This is a genomic window from Streptomyces sp. NPDC018019, from assembly GCF_044327805.1.
Taxonomy (GTDB): domain Bacteria; phylum Actinomycetota; class Actinomycetes; order Streptomycetales; family Streptomycetaceae; genus Streptomyces.
On sequence record NZ_JBIRGD010000005.1, the window covers coordinates 261,844 to 287,279 of the forward strand.

A 25,436-nucleotide genomic window follows, 5' to 3' on the forward strand; every position below is an offset into this window, starting at 1 on the left:
TCCTGACACGCAACGGCCCGCCCCGACCGGGGCGGGTCGCGTCACGCGCCACTCGCTCACCCGAGCCAGTCGGCGTCCCGCCACTTCCTGGAAGAACTTCGCCCCTGATGCCGCATAAACACCTACCACTACTGGCGGTTGCCGAAGTCATCAGCAACCTCGACCTGGACTCGATACAGATCCGCCGCGCCACCGCGGCCATGGAGCACATCGTGCAGCGGGCGTTCACCCGGCGTACCGACGCCAAACGGCACCTGAATTACGAGGAGTTCGCGGACACGGTGCCCGAATGCCACTGGACGCTGATGTTCGAAGTCTGCGCGCTTATCCACCTGGGCCGCCTCGCGGAGGCTTACGCACTGACCAGCGCAGCACAAGCCCTTCACTCCTCCCCGACGCCGATTACTGACCCGGCGCCGAAGGACCGCGAATCCACTGCAACGAAGAGAAACCAATCGTGAGCGACAACGCATCCCTGTACCGCACCCTGATATCCACTTCCCGCTTCCTGGCCGACTTCTCTCACCCCGAACCGCACCTCGCGCTCGCCAACCACCAAGCACTGCTGCACTTGTGGGGGCAACTCTCCCCCACCCGCCGATGCCGGTTGCTGCTGGTCGCCTCATGGGCCGCACGCGACACCCAGGCCGCGCGGGGGACCTTCCACGAGGACCGCTTCGCCCACGAACTGATCGATGCCGCGCGCAAGTGGACGGCCGACAATGAGGGCGGCTCCCTGGACCAGTTCTGCGACGGACTGCACCCCGCCTTCTTCGCCTGCACCTGGCTGACCAGCGAGACGAACAACAACCTCTCCCTGACGGTCTTCCTGTCCCTGGCCGTACTGCTGTCCGCAGGTGACAACAACGGGGCAGTCGTGAATTCCGGTGACTTCGTCTGGCTGCGTCACACCGATGGACGCCACGTCCTCGACTCCGAGGGCTCGCCTGTGAACTTCGAGATCACGTCCGTCGACACTCTCGCCGCCGGCACCTGGTACCTGCTGGCCACCGACCATCCGGCCGGTCACGAGATCTTCAGTGGCTGGTACCCCCGCCACCGCGTCACCCGCCCCCGGGAGGAGATGCGGCAGCGGCAGAACACCGCCGCGGGCGCTCCCTCGGGTGACGCAGCGTAGTTGACCCACGCCTCAGGCATAGTAGAATTTAGTTAATGGTGAGGGGGAGCCACACCCCCTCACCCACCCCACCGAGACACCGGAAGGAAACACCCGACCGTGCACCACGACATATCTCCCAACGGCGCCCACCAGGACGACCGCGCCCTCGCCCCTTACCTGATGGGCCTTACCCCCACCCCCCGCAACCTGGTCTCAGCCATGGTCGCCTTCGCCCGGATCGACGAACTCGGCTGGGCCCCCCGCTCCGGCTACCCCGGATCCGACGTCCAGTGGCCCGTCCAGTGCATGGTCTGCGGCTGGCAGGGCGAACGCTTCTACAGCCACCTGCGACGAGCCAAGCCCCTCAAGCGCCACGAGGGCTGCGCCTCGATCAACAAGCACGGCCGCGCCCTCAACGCCCTCAACTCCTACGCGGCCAGCACCTGCCCCTGCCGCACCCCGCACGCCACCAGCCCAGAAGACATCGCCAGCCTGGTCAACATCACCGAGCGCGCACGGCGCCACCGCGACACCGGCCGCCTCCTCGCCGCGATGAAGCACCTCCTCGACCCATGCCCCGCCACGGCTACGCGCGCCGCCGCCGCGAAGGCGTACGCCACCACAGCCCAGAAGTGACCAGAACCGGAAGAGAGCACATGACCGCCCCCGCCCCCTACAAGCCCGGTGACCGCGTCTGCGCGGCGTACGACGCCCAGGACGGCCCCGCCATCGTCTACAACCGCTTCGTGATCGAGGTCGGCCCCCGCGAGGAGTACGGCCACCGAGTATGGATCGACCTGCCGGAAGACGCCGTCGGCGGAACCGTCGGCATCTACCACACCAGCATCGCCAACTTCACCCTGATGGACATCCCACTCCACCTCCAAGCCCCACTTCAGATCGGCGCCAACACCCACTGGCACGCCGACCACGCCGCGCCCGGCTCCACCCGGCCGACCTGGCCACGCGGGCGCCACCACGCCCGCGTAGATGTTCCGCTCACCCGCAACGAGCGGGAAAAGCACGCAGCATTCGCCGCCCTCTACTCCGAGCACTGGATACGGCACGACCCCGCCGGCTTCGGCCTGTGGCTGTCACGCATGGTCTCCGAAGCATGGGGAGACGACCGGTGAAGCGCGCGCCCCATCAGGCGGAGCCGTTCCACGGCGCGTGGCGCATCGACTTCCACGACCCCACCCGCGACAGCGGCACCTCGTCGTACCTGCTGTCCCCCAGTGCCGTCACCACCGAAGCTGCCGCCAGGACCATCGCGTGCGTCAGGCACCTAACGGCATCGGCAGGGACGGCCAGGCGACACCTGACCCCGATGGTGATCTGCGAGGTGGCCTTCAGGCCCAGCACCTCGTGCCGGGGGTGCGCTCTGTCCTGGGCAGCCCGCGCGGACGCTGGCGCCGCCGAGCCATCGGAGCCCCGGCTGCCGATCGAGGAGTATGAAGCGAAAGTGGTCGGATTCGGTGATTCCGTGGCTGACGTGATCGTCTCTGCCAGCCCCGAAGGTACCTGGGGCGTGGAGCCCTACCGGGACCCGTTCGGCCGTGTGAACTGGGCGAACGTTCGAGTCGACATCAGCAAGGCGGCAATGAGCACGCTGCGGCAGACCCCATACGGGCTGCTCTGGCTCGACCAGGGCTGAATACGGGACTCGATCGTTTGACCACACCGCCATCCATAGTAGAAAACGCTCTACATGGATGATGCTGCCACGGCGGCCCGCCTGGTTTGGCGGGCCGCCGCCCGATTGGAGAAACTCCATGTCTGACAGCATCCGCAAGCTCCGCGCGGAGAAGAATCCGGCCCGTACGACGATCACCGATCCACCCGTGCTCGCCCCGCGCACTGCGGTACGGATGGAGCGCGCACGCCTGATAACGGCCGCCGCGGAGGCTCGGCCATCTGCGCGAGGCCGGTACGGGACTTGGCGCATGTGCATTCGCCGGCCCGAGGACAGCCTCGCGGAATGGCACTACCTGTTCTCCACGAAGCGCGCTCGCACGTTCAGCCAGGCCCACCGCCTGGCGTACGAGCTGCACTCCGAGCTCATGGAGCGGCAGGGGCGTCCGCCGCTCGGCAAGGGGGTGGCGCTCGGCGCCTGGACGTTCACCCCGGCCGCGCGGTCGCGTGAACGCGCGGTGGCGTGGGCCGCCCTCATGGATGCGGCGGAGATGGAGCCGGACTGCGGCTGGCAGCCGACCAGCGACGGTCCCCTGCGGCGTCACCGGCTCCGAGACCTGCACGATTCTTATCGGAAGCAGGTCGTGGCGTTCGGCAACAACTACACCCAGCTCTTCGCCTCGGTAGTCGGTACGCGTGCCGACTGGGACCTGGAGCCGTACCGGGACCGGTGCGGGCGGATCGACTGCTCGACGGTGGCCGCCGCCATTGAGGAGCACGCAGATTTCGCCACGCGGGTTACTCCGTACGGCGTGCTGTGGCTCGGCCACGCTTAGGCACTGTTTCTCGGCTCTCCTGACGGCAGTGAGGCTTGGGTCCAGGCTGGCTGCATGGGACGCGAAGACCTCACGAACGCGGAGTGGGATCGGCTTAAGTCGTTCGTGCATCGCGGCGGCACGCGGAGGCCGGTGGAGAAATCACCGGCGGGTGAACGACGGGGACACCCAAAGCTATCTTCCAGCTGAGTGCCCGCTGCCCGATGAACCAAGCGCGTCCCCCTTCCAACGGGCGCGGTCGTGGTCCCACCGGTCACGCTGGGACCAGGTAAGCCACGCATTCGCAAAAGTCAGATCCCGACGGCCCCGGTGGTGCTTCCCTCACTGTCATCCGGCGGCCCCAACGAGGCGGGCATTCCTCCCCCGGGGCCACCGGACTTGCACTCCATGTCGTACAGCTTGCAGCCGTCAGGCCTGGTCGGCTCGGCGGTGGGCCGGGACCGTCGGCGGCTGCGACGGCATCGGGTCGGGCGTGATATCACTGCCATCGAAAGCCTCGATCTGGCTCGTTGATGACGGGAACGGCACCGGCGAGAGCGACAGTGCGCCGCGAGGGCGGGGGAGCACTCATTCACGAGTCCTTCCGTGCAGGGATGGGTCGCCGCAGAAGGTGGCGGGTTCGTACGGTTTGCGTCGCGCGCTGGCCGCGCGCCGCCGGCGTGAGTCGGCCACCCGCCCGCAAGGCGCGAATGCCCAGTCGAGGCGAAGACCGCTCAGACCGATAGTCGTGAGGGGTTCTAGCTGCCCACTCAGATACTGAACTTGGAACCTGATCACGCATGGCAACCACGGCCCAGCTGCCCGTGCCCGCCGCAAGGTGACAAACACCCGCCGACGGGATGTTATGACGGGTTGGAAGGTGGGGGTTCCGCGGATGCTGCACGCACAGCGGCCAGGTTTCTTTGCACCGCGGTCGTCAGAGGATGCGCGTCGCTGAGGACGCGGTCGCACGCGCTGAGGGTGCGTTCGTACAGGGAGATGGCGCGGGTGAGATCCCCCGCCGCCTGATAGGCGGCCGCCAGGTTGCTGCGTGAGGTCAGGGTGTCGGGATGGTCGTCACCGAGGACGCGTTCGAACGCGGTGATGGACCGTTCGTACAGAGAGATGGCGCGGGTGAGATCCCCCGCCGCCTGATAGGCGGCCGCCAGGTTGCTGCGTGAGGTCAGGGTGTCGGGATGGTCATCACCGAGAATGCGGACCCGGTCGATGAGGGTGCGTTCGTGCAGGGTGATGGCGCGGGTGAGATCCCCCGCCGAGCAGTAGGCAACTGCCAGGTTGTTCCGTGAGTTTAGGGTGTCGGGGTGATCGTCACCGAGGACGCGGACCCGGTCGATGAGGGTGCGTTCGTGCAAGGTGATGGCGCGGGTGAGATCCCCCGCCCAGTAGTAGGTGGTCGCCAGGCTGTTGCGTGAGGTCAGGGTGTGGGGGTGGTCATCACCGAGAATGCGGACCCGGTCGATGAGGGTGCGTTCGTGCAGGGAGATGGCGCGGGTGAGATCCCCCGCCGCCTGATAGGCGGTCGCCAATCTGCTGCGTGAGGCCAGGGTGTCGGGATGGTCGTCACCGAGGACGCGTTCGAACGCGGTGATGGACCGTTCGTACAGAGAGATGGCGCGGGTGAGATCCCCCGCCGCCTGATGGGCGGCCGCCAGGTTGCTGCGTGAGGTCAGGGTGTCGGGATGGACCTCGCCGAGGACGCGTTCATACCCGGTGACGGCGCGTTCGTACAGAGAGATGGCGCGGGTGAGGTCACCCGCCGAGTAGTAGGCGGCCGCCAGGTTGTTTCGTGACCCCAAGGTGTCGGGGTGATCGTCACCGAATATGCGGACCCGGTCGATGAGGGTGCGTTCGTGCAGGGTGATGGCGCGGGTGAGATCCCCCGCCGCCTGATGGGCGGCCGCCAGGTTGCTGCGTGAGGTCAGGGTGTCGGGATGGTCGTCACCGAGGACGCGTTCATACCCGGTGACGGCGCGTTCGTACAGAGAGATGGCGCGGGTGAGATCCCCCGCCGAGTAGTAGGCGACTGCCAGGTTGCTGCGTGAGGTCAGGGTGTGGGGGTGGTCGTCGCCGAGGACATGTTCGTACGTGGTGTGAACGCGTAAAAAGTATCTGATGGCGGATGCTGTTGCGCCCTGTCCAAGGAGGAAAGCGGCGGTCCGGAACAGGAGTGCGGTTGTCGTGGTGTCGTGGTCGGGCAGGGTGTGCTGGGCCAGGGCCTCTACGTGGGGCAGGAGGGACCGGCACTGCGGCCAGTGGCCAGGCTGATCGATGTCCGCGGGAAACGTGTCTTCGAGACGTGTGGCGGCGTGGTCGCGAGCATGGTTGATATCGGCTGCTGGACGGTGGGGGTCGTCGAGGTCGGGGGTTCGGGCGAGGGCTTGGAGCAGGCGGTGCACGCTGAGGGTGCCGTCACCGTTTTCGGTGATCATGCTGTACCCGAGCAGGCGCCCCACAGCGTGGGCCAAAACGGGTGGTGGGGCAAGGCCGCCGAGCAAGGTACGGGGGATGTGGTCGGGGGCGTACCAGGCCAGGATGCGCAGGATCTGACCGGCCAGTGGTGTGTCGGTCAGACGGTCGAGGGTGATGCGCCAGATCCTGGCGATGGTGCGCTCGGAGTCGCAGCCTTCGGGGCCGGCGGCGAACATCTCGGCCGGCCACTGGCGCAGCATGGCGAGATAGGCGCGGGGGCTGGTGGCGGTCTCGGCGCAGAACGCGGCGGCTTGTTCGACCGCGAGCGCCAGATGCCCGAGCTCCGCGCACACCTGGGCTGTGCCGTCGCCGTCGCGGGGACCGTTGTGGGTGAGGACCTGGATGAACAGGGCGGTGGAGTCGGCCGGGGTGAGGACCTCGAGAGGAATGGTGGTGGCGAGCCGGTGCCAGCCGGTCGACCGGCGGGTGGTGATAAGGGCCCGGCCGCCCGGTACCCGGTCCACCAGAGGACGGATGTGGTCGGGGTGGTCGACGTTGTCCAGCACTATCAACCAGTCACCGTGTCCGGCGAGCCAGTGCAGGGCTCGTTCCTTCCGCAGTTCGGCGGGCAACTCGGTCAGGCCCGGCTGCAGGGCGACGGCCAGGTCCGCCACGCCCTTGTCGACAGCCGCCGCGCTGTCGGCGGTGATCCACCAACGCAGGGCGGCGGTGGCCCGGTGCGCGGCCCAATGGGCGGCCAGCGCGCTCTTGCCGACCCCGCCCAGCCCATAGACCGCGTGCAGCACTACTGCCCCCGGGTCGGCGAACGCTGCATCCAGCGTATCCAGCTCGTCGGCGCGGCCCACGAAGCCTGCGGTCCTAGGGATGTTCGACAAGCCGTTCTGGGCGGCTTCGTCGGGGATCAGCCCGTACGCCGCTTCTGGCAGCAGTTTCGCCTGCTCCGCGTACAGGGCAACCGAGTTGATCACATCGCGGCCCGCGGCATTGGCCCCCTGCGCCGCGGACACCTGCGGCGGCTCAGCGTCCTCGCGGCGGCGGGGCGCTTTCAACGCGGGCTCCGGTGTGCGGTGGATCCTTCGATGTCCTCGCCGGCCGCGTTCGATCCGCCGCTCGCCGAGACGCCCGTCCCGCCTGTCGCCGTGGCTGCCCGGGGCGCGGCATCCCGAGCCTGGGAGTCGCGGATGGTTCCCCCCGCGGCGTTCGCCCCGCCCTCAGCCCGCACCGGCCTCGGCGGCACCCGGACGGGCGGCGCCGTCACGGAGGCCTTCAGCTGCCACAGGGCGACCCCCAGAGCCAAGACCCCGGCCAGCGAACCGACCACCCCCCAGGCCTGACTCGACCGTTCCAGGTTCGCGGCTGACACCCACAACAGCAGCCCGACCGCCGCGCCAGCACCGGCCGCCGCCAGCCCCCACCACCAAGCTCGCCGCCACCCCGTCATGAAACCGCCCCTCCCGCCAGAGCGCATGTCCTGGATCCTCCTGCCGACACCACGCACCGGCCCACCGCACACTGCTCCCTGCGGGCGCCTGTGCCGCGCGCACGTCGCCGCCTGACGTAGGCCCGTACACGAGCGATCGTCACACGAACTAGGCAGTTTCGTTTGGATCGGTTGGTCGTTGGTCCAGGTATGCCGTTAACCGACGTGCAGTGGGCACGGATCGAGCCGTTGCTGCCGGACCGGGCACCGAGGCGGGGTGGTCGCTGGCGCGATCACCGAGTGGTGATCGACGCGATTGCCTTCAAGTTCCAGACCGGCACGCAGTGGGTGCACCTGCCGGAGAAGTACGGCAACTGGAGAGGTGTCTACAACCGGTTGCGGATGTGGGCCGTGGACGGCACATGGGAGCGGGTGTTTACCGCGCTGATGGCCCAGGCCGACGCCGACGAGGACCTGACCTGGGCCGTCTCGGTGGACTCCACGATCGTTCGGGCTCATCAGCACGCGGTGGGGGCCCGCAAAAAGGGGCCCCGGCCGGCGAGCCGGCCGACCACGCCATCGGCCGGTCCCGCGGCGGACTGACCACGAAGATTCACCTCGTCGCCGACGGCCGCTGCCGTCCCCTCGCCTTCGTCCTCACCGCCGGGCAGGCCGGGGACGCACCCGCCTTCGAGGCGGTCATGGCCCGCTTGAGCGTTCCCCGGCGGCGTGGCCGCCCGCGTACGAGGCCGGACGTGGTGCTGGCGGACAAGGCGTATTCCTCCCGTGCGATCCGTGACCACCTGCGCAAACGCGGCATCCGGGCGGTGATCCCGGTCCCGGCCGACCAGCGTGGCCACCGGCTGCGGCGGGGCAGCCGAGGCGGCAGGCCACCAGCCTTCAACCGCGAGGCATACAAACAGCGCAACACCGTCGAGCGGTGCATCAACCGTTTGAAGCAGTGGCGCGGGATCGCCACCCGCTATGAGAAGACCGCCACTATCTACCTGGCCGGACTGCACATCGCTGGCATCTTCCTCTGGTCCGCTCGCTGATCCAAACGAGAGCCCCTAGCCCTCAGCGCGAACACCGATAGCCGGTTCCCCTTCAGGTCTTCCGCAGCAACGCGCTCCGAACAGCGATGAATTGTCTCCACTAGTACTCCAACCGCCCAGCCAAGCCCACAGGCCAGACAGCGAAGTCCTACTGTGGCACCAACTCGGCGTCGCACCAGAGCAGTTGACCTCACCCCTGAACATAGTAGAATTTACCTATCGGTTGGAGGGGCCCTCCGACCCTGGCCCGCCCCGCACCCACGGGGCGGGCCGCCGCATTTTCACCACCCCGACAGAAACGAAGACCCATGACGCAGCAGCTCGACCTCTTCGCCGGCCTCCAGCCATCCCCCGCTCCGCCCCGCACCAAGACCCCGGCAACCTTCACCGCAAAGCCCAACCGCAACACCGCCCCGCCTTCACCCGCACCGCGGCCAGCCCACAAGCAGCTCACCGCACCGGCACGTCCGCGCACCACCAGCATCCACCCCCCAAGCAACCCCCACGCCCAGGCTCTGGAGATCGGCGAAGCCGTCGCCGGCGCCTGGAACCGGCAGCACGGGGGCAACCACATCCACGTACCGATCGGCATCGTGGCCGCCCTTGGCCTGATCGGGCAGAAGGACCCCAACGGCCCCGACCTCGCGACACAGATCCTCAGCCTGAACGACACGAACTTGATCGCCATGTACCGAGAGATCTGGTCCACCCACTGGGCACACCGGCCCGACCTCATCGACCGGGCCCGCATCCTCCACGAGTGGCTGAACGACACGGACGTCGACAAGCACCGCATATCCGCCGTTCGCGCCGTCACGGAAGCGGCCCTGAAGAACGGCCTGCTCACCCTGACCGGGTACACCGACCCCTACCTGCGCTCCATGACCGACGTACTCTCGCCCGTGATGATGCTGCTGCGGAGCCGCGGCGCCCAACAGGGACTCGGCGAGTTCCACACCCCGGCTTCCGTCGCGGAAGCCATGGCTGAATTCATGGGCTTCAACACTCTCGACATCATGATGGCCGCCACTGAGGCTGGCCAGCCGCAGCCGGGCCAGCACATTCACGACCCGGCCGGCGGCAGCGGTGGCCTGCTGCGCGCCGCAGCGCAGAACCTGCGCGAGAAGCACCTGGACCCCGCCGATTTCCAGTGGTCGATGTGCGATATCGACGAGATCGCCGCCGCCTGCGCAGCAGTCAACGCCATCATCTGGGGCCTCGGCCCCCACGTCACCGTGGCCTGCGCTGACACCTTGGCCAACCCCAAGGCCATCGAAGAGGCCGCCGAGCATGCTCGCGCCGTGATCGAGCACCGCAACACCGTCCTCGACAAGGCCAAGATCATTGCCGCCATCCGGCAGACCCAGCGACTGCTTGACCAGAGCGCGGAGCGCGCGGCGTGAACGTGATCAGCTACGGCGGAGGGGTGCAGAGCACTGCGCTCATGGTCTTGGCCGCCCGCCACGAGATTCCGTATCGCACCCTGCTGTTCGCAAACGTTGGCGACGACAGCGAAGACCCGGCAACGCTTGAGTACGTAGCGAGGCCGTACGCGGCAGCCAACGACCTTGACCTGCATGTCCTGCATCGCACGCTGCGCGCCGGCGGGAGGGAGACACTGTGGGGCCGAATGATGAAGCAGGGCTCTCGCGCCCTGCCCATACCCATCCGCATGTCGAACGGTGCGCCCGGAACGCGAGGCTGTACCCGGGACTTCAAGATCAGCGTCACGGGCAGGTGGCTGAAGGCAAACGGCGCGACTCCCGGCAACCCGGCGACGGTCGGCGTCGGCATCTCGCTCGACGAGGTCACGCGAGCAGCCAACCGGCGAATCGAGCCGTACGAGCAGCTGGCCTACCCGTTGCTTGACTTCAAGCTTCGCCGCATCGACTGCCAGCAGATCATCGCGGACGCGGGCCTGCCGATCCCCCCGAAGAGCGCATGCTGGTTCTGCCCTCTGAAGTCGCTCGGGGGCTGGAAGGAAATGCGTCGCGACCGCCCAGGGCTTTTCCTGCGCGCCTGCTGCCTTGAGGAGACGCTGAACGAGAACCGGCAGTGGGGCGGCAAGGAGGATGCGGTGTTCCTGACCCGCACCGGTCGGCCGCTGCTGGAAGCGGTCGAGGCAGCACAGGAGGAGCTGCCATTTGATGTGGGCTGCGACTCCGGCTGGTGCATGACCTAGCCCCTCTGACCTGCAGCTTCGCAGTTGACGCCCCCCTTAGGCGTAGTAGAATTTAGTCAACGGGTTGGGGGAAAACCACAACCCAACACCTCTTGGAGACACCCCCATGACCACCAACACCACTCAGACCCCCGCCGCCGACAACGAGACCGAACCCGCCCCCGCCAGCCTCTCCCTCATCGACCTCTACCTGCTCGCCGACAACATCGTCGAAAAGCTCGGTGACGGCTGGAGCAAGGACGACGACACCAGCGACAACTCCGACCCGGAAACAATCCACTTCGCCCACCAGGACGGGCGCGCCTTCGGAATCCGCCGCCTGTGGAACGGATCCGCCGCCCAGACCTTCGCCCGCGACCCCAAGACGCCCGGCCCCCGCTACAACGCCGCCTGCCACTTCACCACCACCGAAGCACCCCTGGACACCCTCCTCGACACCCTCCTCCTGCGCCTGTTCCCCGTCTTCCAGGGCCACCGCGCCAAGCTCCGCTACGACCGCACCCGCATTCCCGCCCCGGCCCCCACCGAGACCACGCCCCAGCAGACCGACCAGCCGGACACGCCCGCGACCAGCGAGCCGGCCGCAAAGGACGCCCCCGCGAAGAAGACGGCCGCCAAGAAGGCCGCGCCCGCCAAGACCACCCCCAAGAAGCCCACTACAGCCAGCAAGACCAAGCCCGCCCCCAAGCGCCCGGCGAAAAGGGCCCCCGCAGCCACACGCACCAAGACCACCACCACGGCGCAGGCCAAGCGCAAGACCAAGCCCAAGGCCGTACCGGCCGCCGCCTGACCCACACGCCGGGGGGCGGGTGCCGCGCCCGCCCCCTCCTCTTCACCCTCGGAGTTCACATGACGACCACAACCGCCCCCACCTCCCCCGACAGCACTGAACCCCCGCCTGCACAGCCAGCCTTCGAAGGCCGCTTCGCCTGGGTCGATCCCTACGAACTCGTCATCGACCCGTACAACCACCGCCAGCACCGCACCGAAGGCGAACCGGACGGAACCGAACCCGACCCGGACCTGATCGCCTCCGTGGAAGAGGTCGGTGTGCAAAGCCTGGTCCTGCTGCGCCCGCAGACCGGAGACAACGAAGGCAAACTCGGCATCATCTTCGGGCAGCGCCGCTGCAAGGCAGCGATCATCGCCGCCGACAAGGCCAATGACGAGGGCCGCTCCTACATGCTCGTTCCCGCCTTGATCCGCGACGACCTCCGCGGCGTCGATGACGAAGCACTGACCCTGTCGGTCATCGAGAACAAACACCGTCGGGACGCAAACGCCCGCGACTACGTCGAAGCCGCCCGGCAGCTATCCCTGATGCCGCTGCCCCAAGCAGCCAAGGAACGCCACGCACGCGCGCTCGGCCTGTCCGCCGCCGAACTCTCCGCCGCCGGCAAAGCATCGAAGCTGGACGACAAGAACCTCAGCGCCGCCGCCCACGACTTCGACCTGGTGGAGCTTGCCGACTACCAGGAAGTCGCACACATCAGCAACGCCCGCAGCCGCCTCGAAGCGGCGAAGGCCCGGGACCGCAACGACGGCGCCGGCACGCGCGGCCACTGGGCACACGCCCTTCAGTGCCTCAAGGACGAAGCAGCCGAGAAGGCCAAGCGCGCCCAGCTCAAGCAGGACCTCGCCGCCGCCGGAGTCACGCTCGTGGACTGGCACTGGCAGTGGCGCGAGACACCCACACGCCCCCTCACCGACCTGGCCACGGCACTGGGCACCCCCATAACCGCCGACCAGCACGCCAAGTGCCCCGGCCACGCCGCCACCCTCAACCCGTTCAAGCCCAAGGTGGTCTGGCTGTGCACCAGGTGGCAGGCCAACCAGCACAAGCTGAGCCCCGAAGCATCCGGATCAGCAGCCCCGAACGCCGCCGAGATGGCAGCGAAGCGACGCAGAACCATCCGCTACAACGCGGCCTGGCGCCAAGCCCGGCCTGTGCGACAGGAATTCATCGCCAACCTGTGCGCCCGCCCCGGCGACGCTCCCGATGAGATCTGGAAGCTGATCCTCACCACGATCACCGGCACCTCCGACACCTACTCCCGCTACATCTCACGCCAGCGCACCGACCTCATCTCGACCTTCCTGAAGATCAAGGACCCCAACCACGACAGCGAACCGTGGCGACGAGTCCAAGACCCCTTCGGGCCGCTCATCGCCCGCACCGGACCAACCGCACGCTGGAGGCTGCTCTTCGCCCAGGTAGCCGCGATGTACGAACACCAGGCCATGTCCGACCAGGCGTGGCGGGACCCCATCAGCAAAGACACCACTGACTGGCTGGCCTTCCTCCAACGACAGAAGTACGCACTCAGCGACGTCGAGGCCGAAGTCCTCGACACCGTCCCCGAACGGTCATCCGGCACCGCGGCCTGACCACTTCCGGCACCACACCACGCCCCTCTCTTAGCCCCCGGCACCACCCCTCAGCCATAGTAGAACCTAACCTACGGCCTGGGCGGGGTGCCGGGCCGACCCGAAAGCCCCCATGCCCGAGCACCAGCGCACCCTCCTCGTCGGAGGCGCCACCGTCAGCGTCAGAACCAGCGACCGCACCACCCTGGCACTCGACGTCACCACATCAGGCACCATCGTCGTCCGAGGCCCCCGCCACACCACCGACGCCGAAGCGACCGCACTCGTCGAACGCCGCCGCCGATGGATCTACCGGCAGCTCAACCACCTCGCCGAGACCACCCCCCGCTCCCCTAAGCGGCACCTCGCCGACGGGGAGCAGTTCACCCTCCTCGGCCGCCCGCACCGATTCCGCATCGTCCCCGACGACGCACTTCCCTCCCCTGCCGCACGGCAAGAAGACCCCAAATCGGGCGCCGCTGTCCTCATGCAGCGCACCACCTCGCTAAACCTGGACAAAGCACGCCGAGAGCTGATCTACCTCCACACCAAAACCGCACAGGAATGGCTGAAAATCTACGGGCCCCATATCACCCGATACACCAACACACCAGACATGCCCCTCATCGCATCCCCCCGCCTCCGCACCACATGGGCCCGCCACCACCCCGACCGCGGCCTCACCCTCCACTGGGCCACCGCCCAACTCCCACCCCCACTCCTCCGAGAACTCCTCCATCGCTCACTCGACCTCCACACCATCGCCGACACCCACCAGCTCGACAAACAACTCCGGAACCTATGGCTCGGCGACCTCACCGACACCCCACTCCCACACCCGAAGCCGGCACCGAACGGCACCTGCCCCGCCTGCTCAGCCCCCCGCGGCGCCCTCCACTCCGCCCACTGCGACATCGCCCGCTGCGCCCTCACCGGCCGCCAGCGCGGCAACTGCCACCCCGCCGAACTCTGCAACACCGTCTGGACCGGCCAGTACCCCGGCGAAGCCGAATGCGCCGAGTACGGCTTCTACTACCGCCACGGCCCCAACGGCTACGAACCCTGCAACGCCGACGACCCCGACGCCCACCACGACCTCAACCGTCTCTACAGCGAATGCCACTGGGACATCGCCACCCAGCGCATGGTCCTCCCGGCATGACCTGACCTCACGAGAACCCTCATCTGCCCACCTCTGGCCTTGAGGACGCGCGGCTTCCCTCAGCCGCCCGCGCGAGCCCTCAAGCGCCACCGAAACGACGCGGCTACCAGGCCCCGGCAGGCTGCTGGAGCAGACTTGCAGGCTCGGTAGAACCCGGGAGAACAGCTCCGCTGCTCTCCGGCCCCTGGGTTACGCGTTGTCCACGTTTTGTCCACGGACCGGCTTCAGAGGGCGAAAAACGCCCCTCCGGAGGATCTTCCGGAGGGGCGTTCTCGGCGCGTTTTACCTGGTCACAGCTAGAGCCCCCTGTCGGATTCGAACCGACGACCTACGCTTTACAAGAGCGTTGCTCTGACCAGCTGAGCTAAGGAGGCGTGCCTGGTGAAGTGTACCCAGGCACGCAGCCTACCTGGCGCCGCTGTTTCGTGACCCGCGGGCTACTGACACCGGGCGTCGGCGCGGGTACCGTCACGGTCAGTCCACAGCAGTGGACTACACCACTCCTTTTACTCGGATCGTCCGGCACGTTCCTGCCGGTGAAGGGACACACCATGGCTACGGTCACGTACGACCAGGCAACCCGCATCTACCCGGGTTCCGAGAAGCCCGCCGTCGACAAGCTGGACATCGAGATCGAGGACGGTGAGTTCCTCGTCCTGGTCGGGCCGTCCGGGTGTGGGAAGTCGACCTCGCTGCGGATGCTGGCGGGGCTGGAGGACGTCAACGACGGTGCGATCCGCATCGGGGACCGGGACGTCACGCACCTGCCGCCGAAGGACCGGGACATCGCCATGGTGTTCCAGAATTACGCGCTGTACCCGCACATGACCGTGGCCGACAACATGGGCTTCGCGCTCAAGATCGCGGGCGTCAACAAGGCGGAGATCCGGCAGAAGGTCGAGGACGCGGCGAAGATCCTGGACCTGACCGAGTACCTGGGGCGCAAGCCGAAGGCGCTCTCCGGTGGCCAGCGCCAGCGGGTGGCCATGGGCCGCGCCATCGTGCGGGAGCCCCAGGTGTTCCTCATGGACGAGCCGCTGTCCAACCTGGACGCGAAGCTGCGCGTACAGACGCGTACGCAGATCGCCGGCCTGCAGCGGCGCCTCGGGATCACCACCGTGTACGTCACGCACGACCAGGTCGAGGCCATGACCATGGGCGACCGGGTCGCCGTCCTCAAGGACGGGTTGCTCCAGCAGATCGACTCGCCGCGCAACATGTACGACCGGCCCAGCAACCTCTTCGTCGCGGGTTTCATCGGGTCGCCGGCGATGAACCTGGTCGAGGTGCCGATCACGGACGGTGGTGTGAAGTTCGGCAACAGCGTCGTGCCGGTCAGCCGGGAGGCGCTGGCCGCCGCGGCCGACAGGGGCGACCGTACGGTCACCGTCGGCGTCCGTCCCGAGCACTTCGACATCGTCGAGCAGAACGGCGGCGCCGCCAAGTCGCTCTCCAAGGAGGCCGCGGATGCCCCGGCGGGCCTCGCCGTCACCGTCAACGTCGTCGAGGAGCTGGGCGCCGATGGGTACGTCTACGGGTCCGCGGTCGTCGGTGACGAGCACAAGGACCTGGTCGTACGCGTCAACGGGCGGCAGGTGCCGGAGAAGGGCACCGAGCTGCATGTCGTACCGCGACCGGGTGAGACGCACGTCTTCTCGACGTCGACGGGTGAGCGGCTGAGTGACTGAGCGGTCAAGGGGCTGAGCGGCTAAGCGGTTCCGTTGGCTCAGCAGCCCCCGGCACAAGGCGGTGGCGGTCCTTCAGGGCCGCCACCGCCTTTTCCGTACGCAGCGCAGGGCGCAGGGCCCGTGCCCCAGAGCCCAGGACTCCGGACACAAAGCACGAACCGACCTCCGCACCTTGTCGACAAATACCCCGGCACAGCCGTCATTTCGAGCCTGTACGTCAACATCGCGCACGCCCGGAGAGCGAAAACATCGCTCGATTCGGTGACTAAATGTCGCCAAATCATCACTACTCGCTACCATCGCCCCGTGAACTCCGCAGCCCGCCGTATCGGCCGAACCCTCGCCCTCGTCCTTCCCGTCGTGCTCGTCCTGTCCGGGACGCTCGCCGTCACCCGCGTCCCGTGGGCGTCGCCCGGGACGGACTCGCAGATGCTGACCGCGTCCTCCGAGAACGCCTCCACCAAGGCCGGTTCCCGGGCGCCGCAGGACCTGCTCCGCGACCGGCTCCTGGTGGAACTCCAGGAGAAGGATCCCGGTGTCGCCCTGACCCATCTCCAGGAGGAGACCACCAAGCGTCCCTCGCTGGCCAAGCACTGCATGGCCATCGCCCGTGCCCTGGGCCGTGCCGCGGTCGCCAAGTACGGCGGTGCCGCGCACCGGGCGCAGGCATGGTCCCGGCCGGTCTGCGATACGTCGTTCGCCACCGGCGTCGCCTCTGTCCAGTGAGTCCGACTCGCACCGCATAGGGTGCGAACCATGACAGCCCCCTACCCGCACCCCACGCAGGCCGTGGTCCTGGCCGGAGGCCAGGGTTCGCGCCTCCGCCCGTACACCGACGACCGTCCCAAGCCGATGGTCGAGATTCCCGGCACCGGAACCCCGATCATCGGCCATCAGCTCGCCTGGCTGGCCGCGGAGGGCGTTACGGACGCGGTGGTCTCCTGCGGCCACCTGGCCGAGGTGCTCCAGGACTGGCTGTCCCAGGCACAACTTCCCCTGCGGGTGACGACCGTTGTCGAGACCGAGCCGCTCGGTCGCGGTGGCGGTCTCAAGTACGCCGCCGCCTCGCTGCCCCGGCGGGACGAGCCCTGGTACGCGACCAACGGCGACATCTGGACCCGCTTCTCCCTGCGCGAGATGGCGGACTTCCACCATGAGCGCGGCGCGGACGCCACCCTCGCGCTGGCCCGGCCGCGCATTCCCTGGGGCGCCGTGGAGACCGACGAGTTCGGCCACGTTCTCGACTTCATCGAGTCGCCCCCCTCGCCTTATCTGATCAACGCCGGTGTGTACGTCTTCTCCGCCGCCTTCACCGGGCTGCTGCCGGAGCGCGGGGACCACGAGCGCACCACCTTCCCCCGGCTGGCCCGCGAACGCCGGCTGGCGGGTTTCCCGCTGCCGCACGGGGCGTACTGGCGCGCCATCGACACGGCCAAGGACCTGACCGAGGCCGCCAAGGAACTGGGCGCGCAGGGGGCTTGAGGCCCGTAGGCCCGTAGACCCGTAGGCCCGTACGACGCCGTCCCCGCGCCATCCGACAATTCCCGCGGTACAGCTCCCGCCAGCGCCCCTCACGGCCACGCAGCAAACCGCCCCCGCATCAGAGCCCGCGGGGGCGGTTCGTTCGGTCGAGGACTCCGGGCTCCCGGGTTTCCACGCCCCGGGCTTCCAGGGCTCTCAGGACAGGGCCCCGGAGCCCCGTAAGGCGCCTTCCGGCGTCTCCGAGGCCCCGGGGCCCCACCTCACCCCAGCAGCCCGCCCAGCGTGCTCCCACGGCCCCTGCCGCTGCTGGAGCTGCTCGAACCGCTCTCGCTCGCACCGCCGTTGGTGCCGCCGGCGGTGCCGCCGACGGACGGTGCCTGGGGGGTCGTCGCCGGCGCCCGGGTCGGTGCGGACTGCCGCGGCGGGGTGCCGCTGGACGTACGGCCGGGCTCCTGCGCCGACCCGGTGACGCTGCCGGTGGCGCGCGCCGTACCGGGGGCCGAGGCCGACGGGGCCTTCGCCTTCGGGGAGCCCGCCTTGCGCGAGGCACCGGCCGACGGCTTCCCGGAGTGCTTCGGCGCCTTGCCGGTGTGTCCGGGGCCGTGCCGGCCCTTCGCGCCGCCGGGCTGCGACTGCTGGGGCAGCGGCGAGCCGGGCAGGTTGTTCGTCGCCGGCTCGCCGGGCTCCGGTACGGACGGCACCGTGGCGGACCGTACGGCTCCGCCCAGCAGCGACCCGACCAGCAGCGTCAGCCCGGCGATCACGGCCGTCAGGACGGCGCCGCGGCGCAGTACCCGGCGCCGCAGGTCCCACAGCTCGACCCGCGGGCCCAGCCGCCGCCACGCCTCCCCGGCCAGCCTGGAGTCCATCGAGTAGACCGGCGCGCCCGCGATGACCAGCGGGCTCCAGGCGGCGAGGTAGATGATGTCCGGCGCGTCGTAGACCGGTACGGTGCGCCAGCTGACCGTCATCAGGAGCGCGGCGGAGAGCAGCGCGCCGAACGACGCGGCGACCCGCTGCCACAGCCCGCACATGGTCAGCACGCCGACCACCACCTGGAGGAAGGCCACGGTCAGGCCGGCTCCCACCGGGTGCGACAGCGCGAAGTCGCGCAGCGGCGCCACCAGCGTCCACGGGTCCAGCGAACGGAGCCACTTGACCATCGAGCCGCGCTCGCCGCCGTCGAAGTAGACGGGGTCGCAGAGCTTGCCCATGCCCGCGTACACGCTGATCAGGCCGAGGAAGACGCGCAGCGGCAGCAGGACGACGCCGAGGTTCATCCGGTGGCCGGGGTAGTACGCGTGGCGGATCGTCTCACCGCGCCGCTTGGGCTCGTCGCCGTACCGCTCGTACGCGGCGGTTTCCTCGTTCGGATACGGCGGCTCGTCCTCGTAGTGGTCGTAGGCGCCGGTGGTCGGCCGGACGCCCTTGAGCAGCGTGGTGTCCGCGTCCACGGGGCCGCGCTGGCCGATCACGGTCGAGCCCGGACCACCGGAGCCGGCGGCGGGCTGCTCCTCGTCGATCCGGACCCTGGGCAGAACCTGGGTCGTGGTGCCGGCGTCCTCACCCCGATCGGCGGCGGTGGTCCGGCCGGAGTTCCGTACGGCGTGCAGGAGTTGGCTGGTGGCCGCGGTGGTGCCGCCCGGATCGGTGCGGCCGCTCCACACCACGGGCGCGCGGCGTCTGCCCACCACCGGCTCCCGGACCACGGGGATGCGTGCGGTGTCGGCCATGGCGCTGCCGGTTGTGGCGGGCGCGGCGAGCTGCACGCGGAAGCTGGCGTGATTGACGATGACCTGCGCGGGATCGCACGGCACCTTGACCGAGCTCAGCACCGGCTCGTCATCGAAGCCCGGCGAGCGTCCCCCCGTAGGCGTGCGGGGTGTTCTGGTGTCCACGCTCATCTAACCGAGTGACCCGCGTTTAAGACACTGCCTTGACCACGCCTATCTGTCCGAGGCCCGTCAAGGGAGCGCGGGATCACCGGCGGTCGTACGGATGACCTCCGCAAGGCCGCGGGGAGCCTCTGACGTAAGCGTTTCGGCACCCGTCGCCGAACAGCCTTACGGATGACCCGTCGGACGCCCGTCCGAAAACAATGGGCGGGCGCGGACGGACGGCGGTGCACAAGCCGGTGTTCCTCGGCCGCACACGAGGCGAGAAGCCGTATCCATCGACGGCAGCCACCGCAACGGTCCCGCCGCGCCGGCGGCACCCGCCGAAAAGGGGCGGGCGCGCGGCCCGGTGCTCCCGGCCGCGCGCCCTCACCACCTCTACCGGCTCAGGCCGCGCGCCGGCGCGCGGCCTCCCACAGGACCACGCCCGCCGCGACACCCGCGTTCAGCGACTCCGCGCCGCCCGGCATCGGGATCCGGACGCGTACGTCACAGGTCTCGCCGACCAGGCGCGACAGGCCCTTGCCCTCGCTGCCGACGACGATGACGACCGGGCCGTCCAGCACCTCCAGGTCCTGGAGCTCCATCTCGCCGTCCGCCGCCAGGCCCACGACGGTCATGCCCGCCTTCTGGTAGCCCTCCAGGGCGCGCGTCAGGTTCGTGGCGCGGGCGACCGGCGTACGGGCCGCCGTGCCCGCCGAGGTCTTCCACGCGCCGGCCGTCATGCCGGCGGCGCGCCGCTCCGGCACGACCACGCCGTGCCCGCCGAACGCGGCCACGGAGCGCACCACGGCACCCAGGTTGCGCGGGTCGGTGACCCCGTCCAGCGCGACGATCAGCGGGTCCTCGCCCCCGTCGAAGGCGGTGGTGGCCAGGTCCTCGGGGTGTGCGTACTCGTAGGGCGGCACCTGGAGGACCAGACCCTGGTGGTTGAGCCCGTTGGTCATCCGGTCGAGCTCGGGGCGCGGCGCCTCCATCAGGTTGATGTTGCCGCGGTCGGCGGCGAGCTGGAGCGCCTCGCGCACCCGCTCGTCGCTCTCGATGAACTGCTGCACGTACAGCGTCGTCGCGGGCACGCCGTCACGCAGCGCCTCGAAGACCGGGTTACGGCCGACGACCAGCTCCGAGGTGCCCTTGGCGCCGCCGCGGCGCGGGGCCGGGCGCCGGTTGGCCGCCTGCTTGGCCTTGGCGGTGGCGATGCGGTTCTTCACATGTCCCTTGCGCGCGGACGCGGGCGGGGTCGGGCCCTTGCCTTCCAGGCCCCGGCGCCGCTGGCCGCCACTGCCGACCTGCATGCCCTTCTTGTTGGACGTGCGGCGGTTCCTGCGCTGGCTGTTGCCGGCCATGGGTCACCTGTCTCTTCACTGCTCTCGACGTCTCGCGACGTGGAGTGGATACGTACGTACGGATGTGTATGTCTGGTGCGCCGGACGCGGGTGGGCTCCGCGTCCGATGCGTGTCTGCAAGAAGTGTCGCCCGGAGACGGCCGGTACGGCCAACCGGCACCCCGCCGAGGCGGTCGCCCGCATCAGCCGAGGCGGCCGCCTGTCCGTGACGGGCCCCGTCCGGGGCCGGTGGCCGTCCGCAGACCGATGCCCTCAAGGACCTGCGGCCCGGTACGGCGAGCCGCCACCGGGCCGGAGCCGAAGGCGGTCGGCCCACGGCCTCGGCCGCCCCGCCCACCGACCGGCGACGATCACCTCAGGACAACGACCAGCGAGGCCCCGAAGGAGTGTCCTCGATGGCCAGGCCGGACTGCTGGAGCTGGTCGCGGATGGCGTCGGCGGTCGCGTAGTCCTTACGGGTACGGGCCGCCTGGCGCTGGTCCAGGACCAGCCGGACCAGCGAGTCGACGACGCCGTGCAGGTCCTCGCCGCGGTCCGTGCCGCCGCCCGACCAGTGCTCGTCCAGCGGGTCCAGGCCCAGCACGCCGAGCATGGCGCGGACCTCCGCCAGCCGGGCGACCGCCGCTTCCTTGTCGTCGGCCGTCAGCGCGGAGTTCCCCTGCCGGACGGTGGTGTGCACGACGGCGAGCGCCTGCGGGACGCCGAGGTCGTCGTCCATCGCCTCGGCGAAGGCCGGCGGCACCTCGGCGGCGGGCTCGACCGGACCGGCCTTCTCCACCACGCGCTGGATGAAGCCCTCGATCCGCGCGAACGCGGACTCGGCCTCGCGCAGCGCCTCCTCGCTGTACTCGATCATCGAGCGGTAGTGCGGGGTGCCCAGGTAGTAGCGCAGCACGATCGGGCGCCAGCGCTTGAGCATCTCGGAGACCAGCACCGAGTTGCCCAGGGACTTCGCCATCTTCTCGCCGCTGATGGTCACCCACGCGTTGTGGCACCAGTAGGCGGCGAAGTCGTCGCCGTACGCCTTGGCCTGCGCGATCTCGTTCTCGTGGTGCGGGAAGACCAGGTCGACGCCGCCGCCGTGGATGTCGAAGGCGGTGCCCAGGTACTTGTGTGCCATCGCCGAGCACTCCAGGTGCCAGCCGGGGCGGCCGCGGCCCCACGGGGTCTCCCAGCTCGGCTCGCCCGGCTTCGCCGCCTTCCACATGGCGAAGTCGCGCGGGTCGCGCTTGCCGGTCTCGCCCTCGCCGGAGGGCTGGAGGAGGTTGTCCAGCTCCTGGTTGGACAGCTCCAGGTAGTCCGGGAAGGAGCGCACATCGAAGTAGACGTTGCCGTCCGCCGCGTAGGCGTGGCCGCGCTCGATCAGCCCCCGCATCATTTCGATCATCTCGGGGACGTGACCGGTCGCGCGTGGCTCGTAGGTGGGGCGCAGGCAGCCGAGCGTGTCGTAGGCCGTGTTGAAGGCGACCTCGTTCTCGTAGCCGATGGCCCACCACGGGCGGCCCTGGTCGGCGGCCTTCGTGATGATCTTGTCGTCGATGTCCGTGACGTTGCGGATGAACGTCACGTCGTAGCCGCGGTACAGGAACCAGCGGCGCATGATGTCGAAGTTCAGCCCCGACCGGATGTGCCCGATGTGCGGGGCGGCCTGCACGGTCGCGCCACACAGGTAGATCGAGACACAGCCCGGCGTGAGCGGGGTGAAATCACGAGTCTGCCGGGCGCTGGTGTCGTACAGGCGAATAGTCACGCGTCAAGGGTAGTCCGAACCGGACAGTGCCCGGCGCCCCCACAGGGACACGGTCACAGAAGCGTGATGTTCCCCTTGACACGTAGCGTGTGGTCACCGTGGTTCCGGAGCCGGTGCGCGCCCCTGTGGGAGGTGCCGTCGCACCTCCCCGCCCAACGCCGCTCCCCCACACGGGATCGCGGCGCCCCCTCGCTCCCGGGCCCCGCCCGGTCTCCGTCCGGCTAGATCCCCGGCACCAGCAATGCCGTGGCCACCGCCGCCAGGCCCTCCGCGCGGCCCGTCAGGCCCAGGCCGTCCGAGGTCGTGCCGGAGACCGAGACCGGTCCGCCGGCCGCTTCGGAGAGGACCTTCTGGGCCTCGGCGCGCCGCTTGCCGATCTTCGGGCGTACGCCGATGACCTGCACCGCGATGTTGCCGACGACGAAGCCCTCGGCCCGTACGATGCGGGCCGCCTCGGACAGCAGCGTCACGCCGGAGGCACCGGCGTACTCCGGGCGGTCGGTGCCGAAGTGCGCGCCGAGGTCGCCGACGCCGGCGGCCGAGAAGAGCGCGTCACAGGCCGCGTGCGCGACCACGTCGCCGTCGCTGTGCCCGGCCAGGCCGTACCCGTCACTGGCCGCGTCGTCCCAGAGGAGCCCGGCGACCCACAGCTCGCGCCCCTTCTCGAAGGCGTGCACATCGGTGCCGATGCCCACCAGCGGCACCCGCTGCGGCTCATACATACCCATCGGTGGCCCTCCTGCGGGCGAGTACGGCTTCGGCGAGCACCAGGTCCAGCGGCCGGGTCACCTTGAACGCTTCTTCATGTCCGGGCACCACCACGACGGGCGCGCCGAGCTGCTCGACCATGCCGGCGTCGTCGGTGGCGCCATCACCCTGAAGGGTGACTGTTTCGTGGGCCTTGACCAGGGTCGCCCGATCGAAGCCCTGCGGAGTCTGTACGGCGCGCAGCCGCGCCCGCTCCGGGGTGCCCACCACCGGCTCCGGCTCGCCCGCCCGCTCGCCGGTGCGCGGCTCGACCTGCTTGACGGTGTCGGCGAGCGGCAGCGCGGGCACCACGGCCGGGGCACCGTCGCGTACGGCGGCGATCACCGAGTCGACGGTGTCGGCGGGGACCAGCGGGCGGGCCGCGTCGTGCACCAGCACCACGTCGATGGCGTCGGGCAGCGCCTCCAGACCGCGGCGCACGGATTCCTGGCGGGTCTCGCCGCCGGGCACGACCACCAGGTCGGTGCGGTCGGGCAGCGGGTGCTGGTCCAGCAGGTTGCGGACCTCGGTGGCGCCGTCCGGCGGAGCGACGACCACGACGAGGGAGACGGCACGGGAGGCGGCCATCGCGCGTACGGCGTGGACGAGCATGGGTGTGCCGCCCAGCGCTCGCAGCGCCTTGGGGGCGCCCGGGCCCAGCCGTACGCCGCGTCCGGCCGCGGGGATCACCGCGGCGGTACGGGGCCGGGGCGCGCCGGAGTGTCCGGCGGAATCTGGGGATACGTCTGACATCGGTCGCTCCGAAGCCCGGGGAGACCCCGGAATTAGCGCAGACAGGTTTGTTTCCTGAGCCGACATGGGTATGGCCGCAGTGTGCCGGGCGCGACGCCCCGATCCGGACCCTTCCGTGACAACGGGTCGGGACAGCTGCCCGAGCCCGGCACGCCATAAGCCGACGGGACGGCGGATCTTTTCGGGGACGGACACGGGGGCGGTCACCACGGGCAACGATCACAGAGTGCGGTGGTGGTGCACGGTTGCCGTATGCCCCGCATGGCTGCGCAAGGCGCCGCATGCGGGTGGCGCGCGTGTCGCCAGATATGCCGCAGCGCCCGGCAACTGACCGCTCCGAGCCGGAGTCGGCCGCCACTCGGGCACCGCGGCATTCTTACGTCGTCAGGACGCGAGGACCTCGTCGAGCAGGGCCTCGGCCTTGTCCTCGTTCGTGTTCTCCGCGAGGGCGAGTTCGCTCACCAGGATCTGGCGGGCCTTGGCGAGCATCCGCTTCTCACCGGCGGACAGACCGCGCTCACGCTCACGACGCCACAGGTCACGCACCACCTCGGCGACCTTGATCACGTCACCTGAAGCGAGCTTCTCCAGATTTGCCTTGTAGCGACGGGACCAGTTCGTCGGCTCTTCGGCATATGGTGCGCGCAGCACCTCGAAGACCCGGTCCAGCCCGTCCTGGCCGACCACATCGCGTACGCCGACGAACTCCGCATTGTCCGCTGGTACGCGAACAGTCAGATCGCCCTGGGCGACCTTCAGCACCAAGTAGGTCTTGTCCACGCCTTTGATCTGGCGAGTTTCGATGGCCTCGATCAGCGCGGCCCCGTGATGGGGATAGACCACGGTGTCGCCAACCTTGAACGTCATGTGACAGGTACCCCTTCCGTGGCTATCCATGCTAACACGGGAACGGGCTGTTCTGAATGGCGTTTTCGCAGGTCAGGGCATATCTCGGGGCTTGACAACAACGGCCGGAACGTGCTTCGACAGGCCTCCGGGTGCAGGAATTCGCAGGTCGGAGGCGCTTCGCGGGCGGGCGGAAACACGTACGTCACACCCCGGGAGAGGCCCGTCGCGGCACCCGTACGTCCCGTTTTGCCGGGATCAGGATGCCGCCGTTTCGCTACGCCGTTCGGTTCCGGAGGTCAGGTGTCCGCCGAATCGTGAATTGATCATCGCGTACCGGACGGCGTACGTGATCAATTCCGGGAAGCCGTCCCATTCCCTGCGAATGCCGATTTACCTCGGAGGAAACCGGTCCGGCTTCACCCGATCGGGCGCTTGCCGGATATTCGGCTTTCTTCTAGGGCCGTGTCGGCCCCTTCCACGGAGCGGCCGGGAAACGTCCCCGGTGACGGGTGGTCCGCGGCATTCGGGCGTACGGCGGAGGACGGTCGCGGCGCGCCGGGGAGGGATGTCACGAGGGTGTGATCGTCCTGGGGGCGGGTCGGGTGCGGCGGCCCGGGGGCGGCTCGGTAACCTAGCGGCGCTGACACACCCTTAGGGCGGCTTTACGCGGACGTCGACACGGCGGCCGTGTGCGGGCCGCCCAGCCGCCCATCGCGACCGGG

The 25,436-nt window shown here is 69.3% G+C and carries 22 protein-coding genes and 1 tRNA gene; 15 read left to right on the plus strand and 8 right to left on the minus strand.

All coding sequences use genetic code 11. The features are described from left to right. Positions 1-107 precede the first annotated feature (107 nt). The 6 genes from ACH4FX_RS11295 to ACH4FX_RS11320 all read left to right on the plus strand — a co-directional run bounded on the left by ACH4FX_RS11295 (position 108) and on the right by ACH4FX_RS11320 (position 3,588). Positions 108-461 carry a hypothetical protein gene (locus ACH4FX_RS11295; RefSeq protein ID WP_398477475.1) on the plus strand — a complete coding sequence of 118 codons (354 nt, stop codon included), beginning with the start codon at positions 108-110 and terminating at the stop codon, positions 459-461. After that, a complete protein-coding gene (locus ACH4FX_RS11300; RefSeq protein ID WP_398477477.1) occupies positions 458-1,138 on the plus strand; it encodes a hypothetical protein in 681 nt (226 codons plus the stop codon). Before ACH4FX_RS11295 ends, ACH4FX_RS11300 begins: the two co-directional genes overlap by 4 nt. A 99-nt stretch (positions 1,139-1,237) precedes the next feature. After that, positions 1,238-1,756, plus strand: coding sequence for a hypothetical protein (locus ACH4FX_RS11305; protein WP_398477479.1), 519 nt, complete (start codon positions 1,238-1,240; stop codon positions 1,754-1,756). A gap of 20 nt (positions 1,757-1,776) precedes the next feature. Next, positions 1,777-2,253 (plus strand): hypothetical protein, encoded by a 477-nt coding sequence (locus ACH4FX_RS11310; protein ID WP_398477481.1) that lies wholly within the window; start codon positions 1,777-1,779, stop codon positions 2,251-2,253. Further along, positions 2,250-2,774 (plus strand): hypothetical protein, encoded by a 525-nt coding sequence (locus ACH4FX_RS11315; protein WP_398477482.1) that lies wholly within the window; start codon positions 2,250-2,252, stop codon positions 2,772-2,774. Before ACH4FX_RS11310 ends, ACH4FX_RS11315 begins: the two co-directional genes overlap by 4 nt. Positions 2,775-2,892: 118 nt before the next feature. Further along, on the plus strand, positions 2,893-3,588 hold the full coding sequence (locus ACH4FX_RS11320; protein WP_398477484.1) for a hypothetical protein: 696 nt from the start codon (positions 2,893-2,895) through the stop codon (positions 3,586-3,588). A gap of 842 nt (positions 3,589-4,430) precedes the next feature. On the opposite strand, the gene ACH4FX_RS11325 is transcribed toward ACH4FX_RS11320, so the two are convergent. After that, positions 4,431-7,067: a tetratricopeptide repeat protein gene (locus ACH4FX_RS11325; RefSeq protein WP_398477486.1), complete on the minus strand. Its 2,637-nt coding sequence runs from the start codon at positions 7,065-7,067 to the stop codon at positions 4,431-4,433. A gap of 581 nt (positions 7,068-7,648) precedes the next feature. Here ACH4FX_RS11325 and ACH4FX_RS11330 point away from each other — a divergent pair. From ACH4FX_RS11330 to ACH4FX_RS11355, 6 genes are all read left to right on the plus strand, one after another. Beyond that, a protein-coding gene (locus ACH4FX_RS11330; RefSeq protein WP_398477488.1) for an IS5 family transposase occupies positions 7,649-8,493 on the plus strand; the annotation gives its coding sequence in 2 pieces (ribosomal slippage) (positions 7,649-8,002 and positions 8,005-8,493; 843 coding nt in all). A gap of 308 nt (positions 8,494-8,801) precedes the next feature. Continuing rightward, positions 8,802-9,896, plus strand: coding sequence for an N-6 DNA methylase (locus ACH4FX_RS11335; RefSeq protein ID WP_398477490.1), 1,095 nt, complete (start codon positions 8,802-8,804; stop codon positions 9,894-9,896). Beyond that, positions 9,893-10,675, plus strand: coding sequence for a phosphoadenosine phosphosulfate reductase (locus ACH4FX_RS11340; protein ID WP_398477492.1), 783 nt, complete (start codon positions 9,893-9,895; stop codon positions 10,673-10,675). Before ACH4FX_RS11335 ends, ACH4FX_RS11340 begins: the two co-directional genes overlap by 4 nt. Before the next feature lie 106 nt (positions 10,676-10,781). Beyond that, the gene (locus tag ACH4FX_RS11345; protein WP_398477494.1) at positions 10,782-11,465 is read left to right on the plus strand and encodes a hypothetical protein; all 684 of its coding nucleotides are present in this window, start codon (positions 10,782-10,784) and stop codon (positions 11,463-11,465) included. Between the two features lie 59 nt (positions 11,466-11,524). After that, a complete protein-coding gene (locus ACH4FX_RS11350) occupies positions 11,525-13,063 on the plus strand; it encodes a ParB/RepB/Spo0J family partition protein (protein ID WP_398477495.1) in 1,539 nt (512 codons plus the stop codon). A gap of 112 nt (positions 13,064-13,175) precedes the next feature. Further along, entirely contained in the window at positions 13,176-14,204 is a 1,029-nt protein-coding gene (locus ACH4FX_RS11355) for a YgjP-like metallopeptidase domain-containing protein (protein WP_398477497.1), read from the plus strand. A 300-nt stretch (positions 14,205-14,504) separates the two neighbouring features. Here ACH4FX_RS11355 and ACH4FX_RS11360 read toward each other — a convergent pair. Further along, positions 14,505-14,578: transfer RNA gene (locus ACH4FX_RS11360), tRNA-Thr, on the minus strand. 177 nt (positions 14,579-14,755) lie between these two features. On the opposite strand from ACH4FX_RS11360, the gene ACH4FX_RS11365 reads away from it, so the two are divergent. The 3 genes from ACH4FX_RS11365 (at position 14,756) to ACH4FX_RS11375 (ending at position 17,374) form a co-directional block, all read left to right on the plus strand. After that, entirely contained in the window at positions 14,756-15,892 is a 1,137-nt protein-coding gene (locus tag ACH4FX_RS11365; RefSeq protein WP_398477499.1) for an ABC transporter ATP-binding protein, read from the plus strand. Between the two features lie 306 nt (positions 15,893-16,198). Next, positions 16,199-16,618 (plus strand): hypothetical protein, encoded by a 420-nt coding sequence (locus tag ACH4FX_RS11370; RefSeq protein WP_398477501.1) that lies wholly within the window; start codon positions 16,199-16,201, stop codon positions 16,616-16,618. A 30-nt stretch (positions 16,619-16,648) separates the two neighbouring features. After that, positions 16,649-17,374, plus strand: coding sequence for an NDP-sugar synthase (locus ACH4FX_RS11375; RefSeq protein ID WP_398477503.1), 726 nt, complete (start codon positions 16,649-16,651; stop codon positions 17,372-17,374). A 260-nt stretch (positions 17,375-17,634) separates the two neighbouring features. Here the strand turns inward: ACH4FX_RS11375 and ACH4FX_RS11380 are convergent, their stop codons facing one another. From ACH4FX_RS11380 to ACH4FX_RS11405, 6 genes are all read right to left on the minus strand, one after another. Continuing rightward, positions 17,635-19,278 (minus strand): DoxX family membrane protein, encoded by a 1,644-nt coding sequence (locus ACH4FX_RS11380; RefSeq protein ID WP_398477505.1) that lies wholly within the window; start codon positions 19,276-19,278, stop codon positions 17,635-17,637. Between the two features lie 377 nt (positions 19,279-19,655). Then, positions 19,656-20,615: a 23S rRNA (guanosine(2251)-2'-O)-methyltransferase RlmB gene (gene rlmB, locus ACH4FX_RS11385; RefSeq protein ID WP_398477507.1), complete on the minus strand. Its 960-nt coding sequence runs from the start codon at positions 20,613-20,615 to the stop codon at positions 19,656-19,658. 355 nt (positions 20,616-20,970) lie between these two features. Beyond that, the gene (cysS, locus tag ACH4FX_RS11390) at positions 20,971-22,365 is read right to left on the minus strand and encodes a cysteine--tRNA ligase (RefSeq protein ID WP_398477509.1); all 1,395 of its coding nucleotides are present in this window, start codon (positions 22,363-22,365) and stop codon (positions 20,971-20,973) included. Positions 22,366-22,586: 221 nt separating this feature from the next. Beyond that, a complete protein-coding gene (ispF, locus tag ACH4FX_RS11395; protein WP_398477710.1) occupies positions 22,587-23,087 on the minus strand; it encodes a 2-C-methyl-D-erythritol 2,4-cyclodiphosphate synthase in 501 nt (166 codons plus the stop codon). Then, positions 23,080-23,865, minus strand: a complete 786-nt coding sequence (gene ispD / locus ACH4FX_RS11400; RefSeq protein ID WP_398477511.1) for a 2-C-methyl-D-erythritol 4-phosphate cytidylyltransferase — start codon at positions 23,863-23,865, stop codon at positions 23,080-23,082. Before ispD ends, ispF begins: the two co-directional genes overlap by 8 nt. A gap of 384 nt (positions 23,866-24,249) precedes the next feature. Further along, positions 24,250-24,732 (minus strand): CarD family transcriptional regulator, encoded by a 483-nt coding sequence (locus tag ACH4FX_RS11405; RefSeq protein ID WP_003953493.1) that lies wholly within the window; start codon positions 24,730-24,732, stop codon positions 24,250-24,252. Positions 24,733-25,436 lie beyond the last annotated feature (704 nt).

Bases quoted from the DNA above. Each gene is read 5' to 3' on its own strand.
- ACH4FX_RS11295 (WP_398477475.1), top strand. From the start codon at position 108: ATGCCGCATAAACACCTACCACTACTGGCGGTTGCCGAAGTCATCAGC.
- ACH4FX_RS11310 (WP_398477481.1), top strand. From the start codon at position 1,777: ATGACCGCCCCCGCCCCCTACAAGCCCGGTGACCGCGTCTGCGCGGCG.
- ACH4FX_RS11320 (WP_398477484.1), top strand. From the start codon at position 2,893: ATGTCTGACAGCATCCGCAAGCTCCGCGCGGAGAAGAATCCGGCCCGT.
- ACH4FX_RS11335 (WP_398477490.1), top strand. From the start codon at position 8,802: ATGACGCAGCAGCTCGACCTCTTCGCCGGCCTCCAGCCATCCCCCGCT.
- ACH4FX_RS11345 (WP_398477494.1), top strand. From the start codon at position 10,782: ATGACCACCAACACCACTCAGACCCCCGCCGCCGACAACGAGACCGAA.
- ACH4FX_RS11350 (WP_398477495.1), top strand. From the start codon at position 11,525: ATGACGACCACAACCGCCCCCACCTCCCCCGACAGCACTGAACCCCCG.
- ACH4FX_RS11355 (WP_398477497.1), top strand. From the start codon at position 13,176: ATGCCCGAGCACCAGCGCACCCTCCTCGTCGGAGGCGCCACCGTCAGC.
- ACH4FX_RS11365 (WP_398477499.1), top strand. From the start codon at position 14,756: ATGGCTACGGTCACGTACGACCAGGCAACCCGCATCTACCCGGGTTCC.
- ACH4FX_RS11375 (WP_398477503.1), top strand. From the start codon at position 16,649: ATGACAGCCCCCTACCCGCACCCCACGCAGGCCGTGGTCCTGGCCGGA.
- ACH4FX_RS11380 (WP_398477505.1), bottom strand. From the start codon at position 19,278: ATGAGCGTGGACACCAGAACACCCCGCACGCCTACGGGGGGACGCTCG.
- rlmB (WP_398477507.1), bottom strand. From the start codon at position 20,615: ATGGCCGGCAACAGCCAGCGCAGGAACCGCCGCACGTCCAACAAGAAG.
- ispF (WP_398477710.1), bottom strand. From the start codon at position 23,087: ATGTATGAGCCGCAGCGGGTGCCGCTGGTGGGCATCGGCACCGATGTG.
- ispD (WP_398477511.1), bottom strand. From the start codon at position 23,865: ATGTCAGACGTATCCCCAGATTCCGCCGGACACTCCGGCGCGCCCCGG.
- ACH4FX_RS11405 (WP_003953493.1), bottom strand. From the start codon at position 24,732: ATGACGTTCAAGGTTGGCGACACCGTGGTCTATCCCCATCACGGGGCC.